The 15,718-nt window shown below is 48.2% G+C and carries 25 protein-coding genes; 24 read left to right on the plus strand and 1 reads right to left on the minus strand.

Going from position 1 to position 15,718, the window contains the following annotated elements:
* Positions 1 to 24: 24 nt before the first annotated feature.
* From rpsH to rpsI, 21 genes are all read left to right on the plus strand, one after another.
* A complete protein-coding gene (rpsH, locus tag AC3B4V_RS15635; protein WP_012369023.1) occupies positions 25 to 423 on the plus strand; it encodes a 30S ribosomal protein S8 in 399 nt (132 codons plus the stop codon).
* 31 nt (positions 424 to 454) lie between these two features.
* The gene (gene rplF, locus AC3B4V_RS15640; RefSeq protein ID WP_058705173.1) at positions 455 to 991 is read left to right on the plus strand and encodes a 50S ribosomal protein L6; all 537 of its coding nucleotides are present in this window, start codon (positions 455 to 457) and stop codon (positions 989 to 991) included.
* A 37-nt stretch (positions 992 to 1,028) separates the two neighbouring features.
* Positions 1,029 to 1,379: a 50S ribosomal protein L18 gene (gene rplR, locus AC3B4V_RS15645; RefSeq protein ID WP_023466638.1), complete on the plus strand. Its 351-nt coding sequence runs from the start codon at positions 1,029 to 1,031 to the stop codon at positions 1,377 to 1,379.
* A 22-nt stretch (positions 1,380 to 1,401) separates the two neighbouring features.
* A complete protein-coding gene (rpsE, locus tag AC3B4V_RS15650) occupies positions 1,402 to 1,902 on the plus strand; it encodes a 30S ribosomal protein S5 (protein ID WP_023466639.1) in 501 nt (166 codons plus the stop codon).
* Between the two features lie 18 nt (positions 1,903 to 1,920).
* Complete coding sequence (gene rpmD / locus AC3B4V_RS15655; protein ID WP_023466640.1) at positions 1,921 to 2,106, plus strand: 50S ribosomal protein L30; 186 nt, start codon at positions 1,921 to 1,923, stop codon at positions 2,104 to 2,106.
* 35 nt (positions 2,107 to 2,141) lie between these two features.
* Positions 2,142 to 2,582, plus strand: coding sequence for a 50S ribosomal protein L15 (rplO, locus tag AC3B4V_RS15660; RefSeq protein ID WP_035399353.1), 441 nt, complete (start codon positions 2,142 to 2,144; stop codon positions 2,580 to 2,582).
* Positions 2,582 to 3,871 (plus strand): preprotein translocase subunit SecY, encoded by a 1,290-nt coding sequence (gene secY, locus AC3B4V_RS15665; RefSeq protein ID WP_058705172.1) that lies wholly within the window; start codon positions 2,582 to 2,584, stop codon positions 3,869 to 3,871. Before rplO ends, secY begins: the two co-directional genes overlap by 1 nt.
* A 71-nt stretch (positions 3,872 to 3,942) precedes the next feature.
* Positions 3,943 to 4,590, plus strand: a complete 648-nt coding sequence (locus tag AC3B4V_RS15670) for an adenylate kinase (protein WP_023466643.1) — start codon at positions 3,943 to 3,945, stop codon at positions 4,588 to 4,590.
* Positions 4,590 to 5,342, plus strand: coding sequence for a type I methionyl aminopeptidase (map, locus tag AC3B4V_RS15675; protein ID WP_023466644.1), 753 nt, complete (start codon positions 4,590 to 4,592; stop codon positions 5,340 to 5,342). The genes AC3B4V_RS15670 and map overlap by 1 nt, the downstream gene beginning before the upstream one ends.
* A 149-nt stretch (positions 5,343 to 5,491) precedes the next feature.
* Positions 5,492 to 5,710 (plus strand): translation initiation factor IF-1, encoded by a 219-nt coding sequence (gene infA / locus AC3B4V_RS15680; RefSeq protein WP_012369032.1) that lies wholly within the window; start codon positions 5,492 to 5,494, stop codon positions 5,708 to 5,710.
* A 33-nt stretch (positions 5,711 to 5,743) separates the two neighbouring features.
* On the plus strand, positions 5,744 to 5,857 hold the full coding sequence (gene rpmJ / locus AC3B4V_RS15685) for a 50S ribosomal protein L36 (RefSeq protein WP_003156543.1): 114 nt from the start codon (positions 5,744 to 5,746) through the stop codon (positions 5,855 to 5,857).
* 20 nt (positions 5,858 to 5,877) lie between these two features.
* Positions 5,878 to 6,243 carry a 30S ribosomal protein S13 gene (gene rpsM / locus AC3B4V_RS15690; RefSeq protein ID WP_023466646.1) on the plus strand — a complete coding sequence of 122 codons (366 nt, stop codon included), beginning with the start codon at positions 5,878 to 5,880 and terminating at the stop codon, positions 6,241 to 6,243.
* 16 nt (positions 6,244 to 6,259) lie between these two features.
* The gene (gene rpsK, locus AC3B4V_RS15695; protein WP_023466647.1) at positions 6,260 to 6,655 is read left to right on the plus strand and encodes a 30S ribosomal protein S11; all 396 of its coding nucleotides are present in this window, start codon (positions 6,260 to 6,262) and stop codon (positions 6,653 to 6,655) included.
* A gap of 137 nt (positions 6,656 to 6,792) precedes the next feature.
* Positions 6,793 to 7,737: a DNA-directed RNA polymerase subunit alpha gene (locus tag AC3B4V_RS15700; protein ID WP_023466648.1), complete on the plus strand. Its 945-nt coding sequence runs from the start codon at positions 6,793 to 6,795 to the stop codon at positions 7,735 to 7,737.
* A gap of 33 nt (positions 7,738 to 7,770) precedes the next feature.
* The gene (gene rplQ, locus AC3B4V_RS15705; RefSeq protein ID WP_023466649.1) at positions 7,771 to 8,142 is read left to right on the plus strand and encodes a 50S ribosomal protein L17; all 372 of its coding nucleotides are present in this window, start codon (positions 7,771 to 7,773) and stop codon (positions 8,140 to 8,142) included.
* Positions 8,143 to 8,240: 98 nt separating this feature from the next.
* Entirely contained in the window at positions 8,241 to 9,071 is an 831-nt protein-coding gene (locus AC3B4V_RS15710) for an energy-coupling factor ABC transporter ATP-binding protein (RefSeq protein ID WP_488378837.1), read from the plus strand.
* Entirely contained in the window at positions 9,059 to 9,913 is an 855-nt protein-coding gene (locus tag AC3B4V_RS15715) for an energy-coupling factor transporter ATPase (RefSeq protein ID WP_055966768.1), read from the plus strand. The genes AC3B4V_RS15710 and AC3B4V_RS15715 overlap by 13 nt, the downstream gene beginning before the upstream one ends.
* Positions 9,910 to 10,701, plus strand: a complete 792-nt coding sequence (locus tag AC3B4V_RS15720) for an energy-coupling factor transporter transmembrane component T family protein (protein WP_223041111.1) — start codon at positions 9,910 to 9,912, stop codon at positions 10,699 to 10,701. The genes AC3B4V_RS15715 and AC3B4V_RS15720 overlap by 4 nt, the downstream gene beginning before the upstream one ends.
* Entirely contained in the window at positions 10,701 to 11,435 is a 735-nt protein-coding gene (gene truA, locus AC3B4V_RS15725; RefSeq protein ID WP_488378838.1) for a tRNA pseudouridine(38-40) synthase TruA, read from the plus strand. The genes AC3B4V_RS15720 and truA overlap by 1 nt, the downstream gene beginning before the upstream one ends.
* Positions 11,436 to 11,603: 168 nt before the next feature.
* Positions 11,604 to 12,041 (plus strand): 50S ribosomal protein L13, encoded by a 438-nt coding sequence (gene rplM, locus AC3B4V_RS15730; RefSeq protein WP_023466654.1) that lies wholly within the window; start codon positions 11,604 to 11,606, stop codon positions 12,039 to 12,041.
* A 24-nt stretch (positions 12,042 to 12,065) separates the two neighbouring features.
* Positions 12,066 to 12,458, plus strand: a complete 393-nt coding sequence (gene rpsI / locus AC3B4V_RS15735) for a 30S ribosomal protein S9 (RefSeq protein ID WP_023466655.1) — start codon at positions 12,066 to 12,068, stop codon at positions 12,456 to 12,458.
* A gap of 92 nt (positions 12,459 to 12,550) precedes the next feature.
* Here the strand turns inward: rpsI and AC3B4V_RS15740 are convergent, their stop codons facing one another.
* Positions 12,551 to 12,838, minus strand: coding sequence for a hypothetical protein (locus AC3B4V_RS15740; protein ID WP_488378839.1), 288 nt, complete (start codon positions 12,836 to 12,838; stop codon positions 12,551 to 12,553).
* A gap of 96 nt (positions 12,839 to 12,934) precedes the next feature.
* Here AC3B4V_RS15740 and AC3B4V_RS15745 point away from each other — a divergent pair, with 96 nt between their 5' ends.
* From AC3B4V_RS15745 to AC3B4V_RS15755, 3 genes are all read left to right on the plus strand, one after another.
* Positions 12,935 to 13,585, plus strand: a complete 651-nt coding sequence (locus AC3B4V_RS15745) for a M15 family metallopeptidase (protein WP_488378840.1) — start codon at positions 12,935 to 12,937, stop codon at positions 13,583 to 13,585.
* A gap of 144 nt (positions 13,586 to 13,729) precedes the next feature.
* On the plus strand, positions 13,730 to 14,761 hold the full coding sequence (locus tag AC3B4V_RS15750; protein WP_023466657.1) for an Mrp/NBP35 family ATP-binding protein: 1,032 nt from the start codon (positions 13,730 to 13,732) through the stop codon (positions 14,759 to 14,761).
* A 2-nt stretch (positions 14,762 to 14,763) separates the two neighbouring features.
* Positions 14,764 to 15,366, plus strand: coding sequence for a KinB-signaling pathway activation protein (locus tag AC3B4V_RS15755; protein WP_058266102.1), 603 nt, complete (start codon positions 14,764 to 14,766; stop codon positions 15,364 to 15,366).
* The last annotated feature ends 352 nt before the right edge of the window (positions 15,367 to 15,718 follow it).

Genomic DNA, 15,718 nt, shown 5'->3' on the forward strand with positions numbered 1-15,718 from the left:
AAGTTGTGAAAGGAGGTACATCGCATGGTTATGACAGATCCGATTGCAGATATGCTTACACGCATTCGTAATGCAAACATGGTTCGCCATGAGAAGTTGGAAATGCCAGCTTCTACAATCAAACGTGAAGTCGCTGAAATCCTCAAACGTGAAGGTTTCATCCGCGATGTTGAATATCTCGAGGACAGCAAACAAGGTACGCTCCGCGTATTCCTTAAATACGGCGCAAGCAACGAGCGCGTCATCACTGGACTCAAACGTATCTCGAAACCAGGTCTTCGCGTTTACGCGAAAGCTGATGAAATCCCGAAAGTACTCGGTGGTCTCGGAATCGCTATCGTTTCAACATCTAAAGGTGTAATGACTGACAAAGAAGCTCGCCAACAAAAAGTCGGCGGCGAAGTGATCGCATACATCTGGTAATACACGCATAAAAAGAACGGAGGTGTCTTAAATGTCACGTATTGGTAAAAAGCCAGTCGTCATCCCAGCAGGCGTTACAGTAACAGTTGAAAACAACACGGTTACGGTAAAAGGTCCTAAAGGGGAACTCTCACGCGAGTTCAGCCCAGCTATGGCGATTAACGTAGAAGGTAATGAATTGACTGTCACTCGTCCGAACGACGAGAAAGCAAACCGTACGATCCACGGAACGACTCGTGCGCTTATCGCGAACATGGTCGAAGGTGTAAGCAACGGTTTCGCTAAGACACTCGATATCCAAGGTGTTGGTTACCGTGCACAAAAGCAAGGTAACAAAATCGTACTCAACCTCGGTTACTCACACCCAATCGAGTACACTCCGGAACAAGGCATCGAAGTCGAAGTTCCTACGAATACGCAACTCATCGTTCGCGGAATCAGCAAAGAACGTGTTGGTCACGTCGCTGCATTGATCCGTTCGTACCGTCAACCTGAGCCGTACAAAGGTAAAGGTATTCGTTACAGTGATGAAGTCGTTCGTCGTAAAGAAGGTAAAACAGGTAAGTAATTCGCGAATGCGAATTGACCGGAAAGGAGTGGCATAAATGATCTCAAAGGCAGATAAAAACGCTACGCGTAAAAAACGTCATGGTCGTGTCCGTCGTACAATCATCGGGACTGCAACACGTCCACGTATGAACGTATTCCGTTCGAACAAGAACATTTACGTACAAGTCATTGACGATGCAACACATGCAACACTCGCATCTGCATCATCACTCGACCTTGAAAAAGGCAACACGACTGACGCTGCGGCAGCAGTTGGTAAGCTCGCAGCTGAGCGCGCTCTTGAAAAAGGTATCGAAACAGTCGTTTTCGACCGTGGAGGATATCTCTATCATGGACGTATCAAAGCTGTAGCTGAAGCAGCTCGTGAAGCTGGTCTCAAATTCTAATAGAAAAGGAGGGAACCTCTACATGCGCCAGTTAGAAATTAACATGGATCAACTCGAAGAACGCGTTGTTACCGTAAACCGCGTCGCGAAAGTAGTAAAAGGTGGCCGTCGCTTCCGTTTTGCTGCCCTCGTCGTCGTTGGTGACAAGAATGGTCACGTAGGTTTCGGTACGGGTAAAGCTCAGGAAGTGCCTGAAGCGATCCGTAAAGCAATCGAAGATGCTAAGAAAAACATGGTTAACGTTCCAATCGTTAACACAACAATTCCACACGAAGTCAACGGTGTATTCGGTGCAGGTCACGTCTTCTTGAAGCCTGCTTCTGAAGGTACTGGAGTCATCGCTGGTGGTCCAGTTCGTGCGGTTCTCGAATTAGCGGGAATCAACGACATTCTTTCAAAATCACTTGGATCAAGCACTCCAATCAACATGGTTCGTGCGACTGTCGAAGGTCTCACATCACTCAAACGTGCTGAAGAAGTTGCGAAACTCCGCGGTAAAACCGTCGAAGAACTTCGCGGTTAAGAAAGGGAGGGAAAACAGATGGCGAAACTCGCAGTTACCCTCACACGCAGCATGATCGGTCGTCCGGAGAACCAACGCGTTACTACTCGTACGCTTGGTCTCCGTAAGATGCACCAGACTGTTGTCGTACCTGACAACGCTGCTATGCGTGGGATGATTAACCACGTGTCACACTTAGTGACAGTAAAAGAAATTCAAGAGTAATAGTTCGATATAATTTTATGAGGAGGTGCCCCACTATGAAACTCCATGAATTGAAACCAGCTGCTGGTTCACGTTCAGAACGCAACCGTGTAGGTCGCGGTATGTCTTCTGGTAACGGTAAGACTTCTGGCCGTGGTCACAAAGGTCAAAAAGCTCGTTCAGGCGGTGGTGTTCGTCCAGGTTTCGAAGGTGGACAAAACCCACTTTACCGTCGTTTACCAAAACGCGGCTTCAACAACCCAACTCGTAAAGAGTTCGCGGTCATTAACCTTGACACACTCAACCGTTTTGAAGAAGGAACTGAAGTCACTCCAGAACTTCTTGTCGAGACTCGTGCAGTCAAAGGCATGAAAGACGGCGTGAAAATTCTTTCTAACGGTAAGATCGAAAAGAAACTAACAGTCAAAGCTCATAAGTTCTCCGACGCTGCGAAGCAAGCAATCGAAGCTGCCGGCGGTACGGTTGAGGTGATCTAATGTTTCAAGCGATCTCCAATATGTGGCGCGTAGCTGACATTCGTCGGCGCATTCTCTTTACCTTGGCATTGGTTATCGTGTTCCGGATCGGAGCACATATCCCGGTGCCGATGGTAAACACGGAAGTGTTCAAGATTGACCAGAATGGTATTCTTGGTTTCTTGAACTCGTTCGGCGGGAATGCTTTGCAGAATTTCTCACTCTTTGCGATGGGAATCATGCCGTATATCACGGCCTCGATCGTTGTCCAACTCTTACAGATGGACGTTGTTCCAAAGTTTGCCGAATGGGCAAAACAAGGAGAGGCGGGCCGTAAGAAGTTAGCAACGGTAACGCGCTATGGAACGATCGTACTCGGCTTAGTCCAAGCGTTTGGAATCGCGCTTGGATTTAACCGTATCTACCCAGGTCTTGTCGACGAACAGTTCGGCACCTGGACATACGTTATGATTGCACTCGTATTGACAGCGGGAACAGCATTCTTGATGTTCCTCGGTGAACTCATCACGGAGAAGGGCATTGGTAACGGGATATCAATGATCATCTTCGCTGGGATCGTCGCGGGCTTCCCGAATGCATTCCGCCAGATTTACGAAACGAAGCTCCAAAATGCAGGGGATGCTTTGTTTGTAAACGTGCTTTATATCGTACTCTTGCTTTTAATCATCATCGCGGTCATCGTCGGAGTCATCTATGTTCAGCAAGCTGCACGTAAGATTCCGATTCAGTACGCTAAGCGTACGGTGAACCGGACACCAGTTGGCGGTCAGTCGGCACACTTGCCGATCAAATTGAACGCTGCCGGTGTTATTCCAGTCATCTTCGCGGTGTCGTTCATGGTGACGCCACCAACGATTGCGAGTTTCTTTGCAAGTCCGGAGACGGCAACGAAGATCCGTGACATTTTCGACTATACGAGTCCAATCGGTATGTCGATCTATGTGGCACTGATCATCGCGTTCTCGTACTTCTACACATTCGTTCAGGTTAACCCGGAACAAATGGCAGAGAACCTTCAAAAACAAGGCGGATACATTCCTGGTATTCGTCCTGGTAAGCAAACGGAGCAGTACATCACGAAGATTCTATACCGTCTGACATTCTTCGGTTCACTCTTCCTCGCTGTCATCGCGGTGACGCCGACATTCTTTATTAAGTTTGCTGGCTTACCGAACTCGGTGCAGATTGGTGGAACGAGCTTGTTGATCGTCATCGGTGTAGGACTAGAGACGATGAAACAGATTGAAAGTCAATTGGTTAAACGACACTACAAAGGCTTTATCCGATAAGGCGGGAGGAAGGGGACCATCCCTTTCCTTTCTGTTGTGTCTATAGAGCTATAGAAGTGGAGGCTACCGACATGAATCTAGTATTGATGGGTTTGCCGGGTGCTGGTAAAGGAACGCAGGCTGCGAAAATCATCGAAGACTATGCGATCCCCCACATCTCGACAGGCGACATGTTCCGCGCGGCGATCAAAGATTCAACGCCACTCGGACAAGAAGCGAAATCATACATGGATAAAGGGGAACTCGTTCCGGACGAAGTCACAATCGGCATCGTACGTGAGCGTCTCGCCAAAGAAGACTGTGCAAATGGTTTTCTCCTTGACGGTTTCCCACGCACAGTGAAACAAGCAGATGCTCTTGAAGCATTACTTGAAGATCTGGGCAAACAAATTGATCACGTCATCCACATCGGTGTAGACCCGGAGAAACTTGTCCCTCGTTTGACAGGTCGCCGGATTTGCCCAACTTGTGGAGCAACGTATCATGTTCTCTACAACCCACCAAAAGTGGAGGGGATCTGTGATATCGACGGATCAGCACTTGTACAACGTGAAGATGACCAAGAGGAGACAGTACGTCGTCGCTTGGAAGTCAACGTCGCTCAAGCGCAACCTTTGATTGACTTTTACGCAGAAAAAGGGTATCTTCGTAATTTGGACGGTGATCGTCCAATCAACGATGTATATTCCGATGTTCAGGCACTCCTTGGTGATCAGTAATGATCATCACGAAAGCGCCGCGTGAAATCGACATCATGCGTAAAGCAGGACAAATCGTCGCCCGGACGCATAAGGAGCTTCAAGCTCACATTCGCCCAGGTATCACGACGGGGCAACTCGACGCGATCGCTGAACGCTATATTCGAAGTCAAGGGGCAACACCATCGTTTAAAGGGTATAATGGTTTCACGGGTAGCATCTGTGCTTCCGTGAACGAAGAGCTTGTCCATGGTATTCCGGGAGATCGTGTACTTCAGGACGGTGACATCATCTCGATTGACATCGGAGCAGAGTACAATGGGTATCACGGAGATTCAGCCTGGACATATCCGGTAGGTACAATCTCTGAAGAGACGAAGCGGTTACTTGACGTAACTGAAGAATCTCTGTATAAAGGATTGGAGCGCGCCAAAGCTGGCGTGCACCTGACAGATATTTCGCATGCGATTCAGTCACATGTTGAAGCTGCGAATTTTTCTGTAGTCCGCGAATATGTGGGCCACGGCGTGGGACAAAATTTGCATGAAGATCCGCAAATTCCACATTATGGACCACCGGGGAAAGGGCCGCGCCTGAAAACCGGCATGACACTGGCAATTGAGCCAATGGTCAATGTCGGGAAACGCTATGTTCGCACACTATCCGACAATTGGACGGTAGTGACGGTGGACGGTAGCATGTGCGCCCACTTTGAGCACACCATCGCCATCACAGACGACGGCTACGAGATCTTAACGGTCGATGCAGAGTGAGCTGTGCGCGTTATTGGTGTCACCTTTCTATAAGCCAGTATCCACTCGTGTTTGTGACCGATGATCTCTCAATGGCTCTTGTAGAAAGCCCCTAGCGCTACAAATCGTCTGGGCTCCCAATCAACTTTATAGAGAAAGGGGTATAATTGATGGCGAAACAAGATGTAATCGAAGTGGAAGGTACGGTTATCGAGCCGCTTCCAAACGCGATGTTTAAGGTGGAGTTAGAAAACGGCCACACGGTCCTCGCGCACGTCTCAGGAAAAATTCGGATGCACTTCATTCGGATCTTGCCAGGAGATAAAGTAACGGTTGAGTTGTCACCATACGACTTGACTCGCGGACGGATCACATACCGTTTCAAATAAAAACTCCGATTTTTTCAGGAGGAGGTATTCACAATGAAAGTAAGACCTTCGGTTAAACCGATCTGTGAAAAATGTAAAGTTATCCGCCGTAAAGGCAAAGTAATGGTTATTTGCGAAAACCCTAAGCATAAACAAAAACAAGGGTAATTAAACAAGGAGGTGCACACATGGCACGTATTGCTGGTGTAGATATTCCACGTGAGAAACGCATCGTCATCTCACTCACTTACATCTATGGTGTTGGTAAAACGACTGCTCAAAAAGTCTTGAAAGAAACTGGTATCTCTGAAGATACTCGTACTCGCGACTTGACTGAGGAACAATTGAACCAACTTCGTGATGGTTTAGACAAAATCAAAGTTGAGGGTGACCTTCGTCGTGAAATCTCACTCAACATCAAACGTTTGATCGAAATCGGTTGCTACCGTGGTGTTCGTCACCGTCGTGGTCTTCCAGTTCGTGGTCAAAACACTAAAAACAACTCGCGTACTCGTAAAGGCCCACGCCGTACAGTAGCGAACAAGAAGAAGTAAGGGAGGGTAAACTAAGATGGCAAAACGCAAACAGAACGTTCGTAGTAAACGTAAAGTCAAAAAGAATATTGAATCTGGTATCGTGCATATCCGTTCAACATTCAACAACACGATCGTTACGATCACTGATATGCAAGGGAATGCAATCTCTTGGGCAACTGCAGGTAACATGGGCTTCAAAGGCTCACGTAAATCGACTCCTTTCGCTGCACAAATGGCATCTGAAACAGCTGCTAAAACAGCAATGGATAACGGTATGCGTACTGTAGAAGTTAACGTTAAAGGTCCTGGTGCAGGTCGTGAAGCAGCTATCCGTGCTCTTCAAGCAATCGGTCTCGAAGTCACTGCAATCCGTGACGTTACTCCAGTACCACACAACGGTTGCCGCCCTCCAAAACGTCGTCGCGTGTAACCCGTCTTGTACTGCAGAGCGGGGATTCGAGTAGACTTTTGTTGATCGTTTGACCAAGCAAGGCAGTAGAAACGTACACAAGGCGGTTGGCGATTGAACGCGATGGCCAACATGACGATATTCAAGGAGGGGTTCAGATGATCGAAATCGAAAAACCGAAGATTGAAACGATCGAGTTAAGCGAGAATGCTACGTTTGGTAAATTCGTAGTTGAGCCGCTTGAGCGTGGATTCGGTACAACGCTTGGTAACTCATTGCGTCGTATCCTATTGTCTTCACTTCCGGGTGCTGCAGTCACTGCAGTCCAAATCGATGGCGTTCTTCATGAGTTCTCGACGATTGATGGCGTTGTAGAAGACGTTACCCAAATCATCTTGAACCTTAAGAAACTCGCCCTCAAAGTGTACTCGGAAGAAGAGAAAACGCTTGAGATCGATATTCAAGGCGCTGGTGTTGTCACTGCTGCGAACATTACGCATGACAGCGACGTCGAAATCCTCAACCCAGAACTTCACATCGCAACGCTTGCAGAAGGTGCATCACTTCATATGCGTCTGACAGCACGCCGTGGTCGTGGGTATGTTCAGGCTGAAGATAACAAACGGGACGATATGCCAATCGGTGTAATCCCAATCGACTCGATTTACACGCCAATTCAACGTGTAAATTATCAAGTTGAAAAAACACGTGTCGGTCAAGATGCGAGCTTCGATAAGTTGACGCTTGATGTTTGGACGGACGGTTCAATCCGCCCTGAAGAAGCAGTGTCACTCGGTGCGAAAATCATGACAGAACACTTAAACATCTTTGTTGGTCTTACGGACGAAGCGCTCCATGCTGAAATCATGGTCGAAAAGGAAGAAGATCAAAAAGAAAAAGTACTCGAAATGACGATCGAAGAACTCGATCTCTCAGTTCGTTCGTACAACTGTTTGAAACGCGCTGGTATCAACACGGTTCAAGAACTCGCGAACAAGAGCGAAGACGAGATGATGAAAGTCCGTAACCTCGGACGTAAATCACTCGAGGAAGTTCAAGCGAAACTCGACGAACTCGGACTAGGCTTGCGCAAAGAAGACTAATACTATTAATTGCACGAAGGAGGGAATCCATCCATGGCATACTCGAAATTAGGCCGTACAAGCTCACAACGTAAGGCACTTTTGCGTGACCTTGCGACTGATCTCATCATCAATGAGCGTATCCAAACTACAGAACAAAAAGCGAAGGAACTTCGTCCAGTCGTAGAGAAACTCATCACTTTAGGTAAACGCGGTGATCTCCACGCTCGTCGTCAAGTTGCATCGTTCGTTCGCCGTGAAGCTGCTGGTCAAAACGCAGAGGGCAAAGCACAAGACGCGATCCAAAAATTATTCGCTGATGTGGCTCCACGTTTTGCTGAGCGTCAAGGTGGTTACACACGCATCATGAAAATGGGACCACGTCGTGGTGACGGCGCAGAAATGGTCATCATCGAACTCGTTTAATCCTCATTAAATGATTCGCCATAAAAGGGCAGTGCGTATCCCGCTTCTGCCCTTTTGCTACAAAATGAAAGTATTGATTTGATGAAGGAGGAGAGATTATGGACAAGCTGATTGAACTGGAACAGGTCACCTATCGGTATCCGGAACAGGAGCAAGCAGCCTTACACGAGGTCTCTCTGACGATTCGTTCAGGTGAATGGGTCGCCATCGTTGGTCACAACGGCTCTGGAAAATCAACGCTGACGAAATTGTTTAATGGATTGTTGTTACCGGAGACAGGGACCGTTACGGTTGCTGAGCGCTTTTCAAGTGCGAATCCGGAGCAACTGTGGGAGATGCGTCGAGCGATCGGCATCGTCTTCCAAAATCCAGATAATCAATTCGTTGGCACGACCGTGCGCGACGACGTGGCATTTGCTCTAGAAAACTGGGGTGTGCCACGCGAGGAAATGGTTCGTCGTATCGACGACAGTCTAGCGCGCGTTGGCCTTACGGATTTTGTTGATCGGGAACCCCATCAACTATCCGGCGGACAGAAGCAGCGTGTCGCAATCGCTTCGGCGCTTGCGATGCGCCCTGATGTTCTCGTGCTCGATGAAGCCACATCGATGCTTGATCCATTAGCACGACAAGAGGTCATGTCGACCGTTCAGGAACTCCATGCGACTCACCCAATGGCGGTCATCGCGATTACACACGAATTAGACGAAGTATTACGGGCTAGTCGTGTCATCGTCATGGATGCCGGGAAAATCGTATTAGAAGGATCCCCTCAGGAAGTCTTTCGTCATGCATCGTTCTTAGAAGACATCGGACTCGATGTTCCATTCGTTGTTCGGATACAAGAACGTTTACGGGCGCAAGGTCTCTCACTCGAGGAGACGATACTAGATGAAAGAGAATTGGTGAACCGTTTATGCCAATCTTAATCCAGGAATTAAATTATACGTATCAACTCAATAGTCCGTTCGAACGAGTCGCGCTACGTGATGTGAATCTTGAGATTCCGTCAGGGGCGCTTGTTGCGTTTGTAGGGCACACCGGATCCGGGAAATCGACGCTCGTGCAGCACATCAATGGGTTGCTCAAGCCGACAGCGGGGAAGGTACAAGTCGATGACATCATCGTCGAACCGAAGAAAAAACAGGACCTCAAGCCATTAAGACGTCGCGTCGGGCTTGTTTTTCAATATCCGGAATATCAATTGTTCGAAGAGACGGTCTTAAAGGATGTCATGTTCGGTCCGATGAACTTCGGTCATGATGCCGCGACGGCTGAGCAATTAGCGAAAGAGGCATTACGGACTGTCGGACTCGATGAAGTCTTTTGGAGTCGTTCGCCGTTTGACCTGTCTGGTGGGCAAATGAGGCGTGTTGCAATTGCCGGCGTACTCGCTAGTCAACCAGACGTGTTGATCGTCGATGAGCCGACGGCAGGACTCGATCCGCAAGGGCGCAAGCATATGCTGAGTCTGTTTGCCCGGCTCCATGCAGAGACCGGTATGACATTGCTCCTGATCACGCACGACATGGATCAGGTGCTTGAGTATGCAGAGCGTGTCATCGTCATGGAAAACGCCCAGGTGGCGTTTGACGGACTACCGCTTGATCTGTTTAAAGAAGAGACATTGCTCGAGCAATTCCACCTCGATCTTCCGCACGTCTTATCGCTTGCTTGGCAAGTCGCTGATCGGCGTGGACTGCAACGACCGGACATCCGGACGGAGACCGAATTGATCGAGTGGTTGATGACGAAAGGGGTGAGCGAATGATCGTCGGACAACATATTCCCGGTCAGTCGTACTTGCACAGGTCGTCGGCACTCGCGAAGATCATCTTTGCCTTTTGTTTCATTCCGCTCGTCTTTCTTGCAAACAATGCAGCAACGAACATCTTTTTACTCATCTTTACGTTCTTAGCACTCATGAGTAGTCAGTTACCACTTCGTTATGTTCTAAAGGGACTGCGACCGATTCTTTTCCTGATTGTCTTTACGTTCGTCATCCAGCTGTTCTTCACACGCGAAGGGGCTGTCCTCTTTGAGTTCGGCTGGCTCCGGATCTATGAAGAAGGACTGCGACTCGCGATCATCGTCTCATTACGCTTCTTCTATCTCGTTTCGATCACGACACTCGTCACGCTGACGACCTCACCGATCGAACTGACGGATGCGATTGAGTTGTTGTTAAAGCCGTTCAAGGTCGTTCGTGTCCCGACGCATGAGATTGCGCTCATGTTATCGATTTCGCTTCGGTTCTTACCAACCTTAGCGGAGGAGACGGAGAAAATCATGAAGGCACAGCAAGCACGTGGTGTTGATTTATCGGCAGGACCAATCAAGGAACGTTTACGGGCGATCATTCCGTTATTGATTCCGTTGTTCATCTCCGCCTTTAAGCGGGCAGAGGATCTTGCGACAGCAATGGAAGCGCGGGGATACCGTGGAGGAGAGGGACGGACACGTCTACGGGAATCCAAGTGGACGATGCGGGATACAGGTCTGATGATCCTACTCGTCCTCCTAACGATCAGTTTAGTAGGATTGCGAGGGATCGGTTAATGCGTCGTTTAAAATGTACGATTCAGTATGACGGAACCGGCTATGCCGGGTATCAGGTGCAACCAAACGGATTGACGATTCAAGAAGTGATTGAAACGACACTTGCGCGGATGCACAAACATCCCGTCAAGATCATCGGGTCGGGACGGACGGATGCGAGGGTGCATGCCTACGGGCAAGTCATTCATTTTGATACGGAACTAGCGATTCCACCGGAGAACGTCGTCAAGGCACTGAATACGCTCTTACCAGCGGATATTCGTGTCCGGAGCTGCGAGGAGGTCGAACCGACCTTTGAAGCGCGTTACGATGTCGTAGGGAAGGAATACCGCTATTTCGTCCGCCGTGAAGAAAATGCGTTTCGTCGGAATCTATCGGTTCATATTCCGTATCCGCTCGATCTCGAGCGCATCCGTCAAGGGATGGCACATCTCGTCGGCACGCACGATTTCAGTTCGTTCTGTGTCGCGAAGACGGAAACGGATAACCGGGTCCGGACGATTTACGAGACAGAGTTGATGACAGTCGGTGACGAACTCGTCTTTCGGTTCCAGGGCAGTGGGTTTCTCTATAATCAAATCCGGATCATGGTCGGGACGTTACTTGACGTCGGACGCGGTCGTTTTGCACCAGAGGACATTAAAAAAATGTTGCTGGCAAAGGACCGGAACGTCGCAGGCGTGACGGCGCCTCCCCATGGACTCTATCTATGGGAAGTTTTCTATCCGGAGTGAAAAAAGGCAATTGACATTGGCTATTAAAAAACATACAATGTTTATTGGCATTTCATTTATTATGAAACCACAATCTTAGCCCCGTACACCTAAGATTATGATAGATTCACCTAGTGAATAAATGAAAAATCAAAAACAGAACTTTTAATTCCTTAGGAGGTATTTTACATGCGCACAACTTTCATGGCGAAAGCTACTGATGTAGAACGCAAATGGCTCCTTATCGACGCTGAAGGTAAAACACTCGGTCGCCTTGCGAGCGAAGTTTCATCACTTCTCCGTGGTAAGCACAAGCCTACGTTCACACCACACGTTGACTGTGGGGATAACGTTATCCTCATCAACGTTGAGAAAATCGTTTTAACTGGTAACAAACTCGACAAAAAAGTCTACTACCGTCACTCTGGTCATCCAGGCGGATTAAAGCAGACTGTTGCACGCGATATGCTTGCTAACAAACCTGAGCGCATGCTTGAACTCGCGATCAAAGGAATGCTTCCAAAAGGTAGCCTCGGTCGTCAAATGTTCAACAAACTCCACGTCTACGCTGGAGCTGCACACAAGCACGAAGCACAACAACCAGAAGTTTACGAACTTCGCGGTTAATACGAATTTAGGAGGAACTACACGATGGCAGATGTACGTTACTACGGCACTGGTCGCCGGAAACACGCGGCAGCGCGCGTTTTCCTCGTTGCTGGAGACGGTAAAGTCACAGTTAACGGTCGCGATATCAGCGAATACTTCGGTTATGAGACATTGATCATGACTGCAAAAGAACCACTCGTAATCACAGAAACAGAAGGCAAGTACGATGTAATCGTAACGGTCAAAGGCGGCGGCTTCACTGGTCAAGCAGGCGCTATCCGTCACGGTATCTCACGTGCTCTTCTTCAAGCGGATCCAGAATTCCGCGGCGCACTCAAAGCGAAAGGCTTCTTGACTCGTGATGCTCGTATGAAAGAGCGTAAAAAATACGGTCTTAAAGCAGCTCGTCGTGCACCACAATTCTCGAAACGTTAATTCTTTTCGAATCCCTCTCACCCTTGTGGTGGGAGGTTTTTTGTGCACTAAAAAACCGCTCTCCTGACGAGGTGTCAGAACAGCGATTCAAGTCAAGTCGACGGAGTGGAGCGTAATCGGTGCAATATCGTCAGAAGAACGTAGAGGATGACGATCGTCAGCGGGATGCTCCAAACAAAGAGAGATTGTATGAATTGGGTAGGTGTATGTGCCGTCGCTTGACCGACATGTCCCGTAAAAGAGGTTTCTTCACTTAAGACGGTTGCATTGTCCGGTAACTTCGTCTCGGTAGCGACAGTCGGTTGCAGCGTCAGATACAGGACGAAGCTAAGATGTAAGAGACAGGTGACGCCAATTGTCCAAATGATGCGTTTTTTCATAGGATGCTCCTTTTGATATGAGTTAAAATCATTCTGCATTCCATAAGTATAGCGGATTTTGTTTTCGGGAACAGGAGACAAAGGGAGTGAGCATAGATGGCATTATCGATCAGCTGGTTACTCGAGCGAGCGAATCGGAAGTTGAATGCTTCGGGACTTTCGCAAGAAGTCGCCAAACGGACGCAAGAGGTCATTCGGGAGATGCATGCGCAAGGGATTTATGTAGGCGTCGCACAAGGGTACCGATCCATTGCAGAACAGAATCGGTTGTACGCACAAGGACGGACACTACCGGGACCAATCGTAACGAATGCACGTGGGGGACAATCCAATCATAACCGCGGCATTGCCGTCGACCTCTTTCAATATTCCAAAGACGGTACACAAGCGCTGTTTCGAAACGACCAAAGCTTTCAAAAGATTGTTGCTGCGATGAAACGACGTGGCTTTTCTTGGGGTGGGGACTGGACGAGCTTTAAGGACTATCCACACTTTGAATTACTAAGAGTGTCTGAAGAAACGCCGAATCGCTCTCGTGCGATCGTTCCGTATCCAGGTCGTCCGTTGTATCAAGGTGCAGCCAATATGAATCCGCGGGATATCGAACGGATCCAACGTGCAGTCAAAGCAACCGTGACTCGGCGCTTTGATGCAGAGACGGCTCAGAAGGTGCGTGCCTATCAAACACGTCAAGGACTTGATGTCGATGGTGTCGTGGGTCCTCGTACATGGAACCGAATGTTCTAAAACGAGCGAATGATCGAGTAAAATGATGAAAACCGACACTGGACATGGAAAAGTCATCCTTTCCGGTGTCGAAATGTGCAAGCGCTCTCTTATTTTTGTTATACTAATAAGGATTAAATCGAACGTTTTCAGGGGGAAGGCACTATGTTGAATGAACAAGAAATTCGCGAGGTAGTCGGAACGCTCGTCGATCCGACGATTGACCGCCCGCTTGCAGATACGAACGGCATTCGTGACGTCCGGATTAAAGGTGATTATGTCAGTCTGAAAATCGCTTTAGCACAATCCGGTTCTGGGGAGCAACTCGTGCTCCAACAGCAAATCGTCAAGGAACTGAAAGAAAAAGGATTCAAGACAGTGGGACTCCGTTTTGAGGCACTCGGTGATCACGGAATTCAAGCAGCTACGACACCATCAATTCTCAAACCAGAATCTGGTACGACGTTCATCGCGATCGCTTCTGGTAAAGGGGGCGTTGGGAAATCAACGGTTTCCGTTAACTTAGCAGTCGCCCTCGCGCGAGCAGGGAAGAAAGTCGGGTTGATTGATGCCGATATCTACGGCTTTAGTGTTCCAGACATGATGGGAATCGAAACACGTCCGACTGTCGTGAACGACCGAATCGTTCCACCAGAACGCTTTGGCGTCAAAGTCATCTCAATGGGCTTCTTCGTCGAAGATAATGCACCAGTCATCTGGCGGGGACCAATGCTCGGGAAGATGCTCAATAACTTCTTCGCAGACGTCGAATGGGGCGATCTCGATTACTTGTTGCTTGATCTTCCGCCGGGGACAGGGGATGTCGCACTCGACATTCATTCGATGCTCCCGAGCTGTCAGGAAGTCATCGTCACGACACCTCACGCGACAGCCGCTTTCGTTGCAGCACGAGCAGGAGCAATGGCGATCAAGACGAACCATCGTCTCCTCGGAATCGTCGAGAACATGGCGTACTTTGAAAGCAAAGTGACAGGCGAAAAAGAATATGTCTTCGGTAGTGGTGGCGGAGAGAGGTTGTCAGAAGCGTTAAAAACCGATATTCTAGCTAAGATTCCACTTGGACAACCATATGCGAACGATGCGGACTTCGCCCCATCGATCTATCGCGATGAACATCCATTTGAGACGTACTATAATGAACTCGCCACGCGTGTCATCGAAAAAGTAGAGGGATAAGAATGAAGATTAAAGGATTTTTGAAGCTGTTTTGGATGACGCTCCTAATCGGAACGCTCGCCGGCTTCGTGTTTAACTTGGTAGCGGAACCTGGATATATCCGAAATCAATCGATTAGCGGATATGTGACGGCTCTCTCCTACAGTAGTACGTGGACAGCCATCAGTTTGATGGGATTCTTCTCGTACTTGATCTTACACCGCGTCGGACTCGATTTATTCCGCGGCGCAAAGCTTTGGAACCGTGTCCAGGTCGTCTTGATTGCATTTGCACTATTTGATGGTGTCTATCTACGCGGATTAGCATACGGCTTTGATAAGACGAGCCTTTATATTGGTGAAATGGTCGTCTTGCTTTTAATTGCATTCTTAGTCGCGCGGACGAAAGCACGGGAAACGAACTTTACAGCGTTCATTCCAACATTGTTCCTCATGACAGTCATCACGTTGATCGAATGGGTACCTGCTTTGCAGGCAACACAAGATAAACGGATGTTATGGGCGGCGCTTGCGACACTTTTAATCTGTAATGCGTATCAGATTCTAATGCTGCATCGCTTGCAAGAAAAGCCGGCTTCTCAAGGACAATCGCAAAAACAGGCGTAACGAAAAAGACCCGCGAACGGGTAGTGTTTTACCGGTTCAAGCGGGTCTATCTTTTTTCTAAAGTTTTTTTAGAAAAACAGTTGACGAAAAAAACAAGAGTTGATATATTAATACATGTCGCTGAGGCACACGCCAAACGCGAGCGTCACAGACGAAAAAAACTTCAAAAAAGTAATTGACATCACATATTACTTTACTGTAAGATTTAAAAGTCGTCAAATGACATATTGGACTTTGAAAACTGAACGATGAGGCAAAAATCGTATTCTACGGAATACAAAAACGAATGAAGCGCAAGCTTCGTCAATCGTGACTTCGGTCACAACAACGAGCAAGTCAAACACTTCATGGA

The sequence above is a fragment of the Exiguobacterium sp. E17S genome, assembly GCF_057772545.1.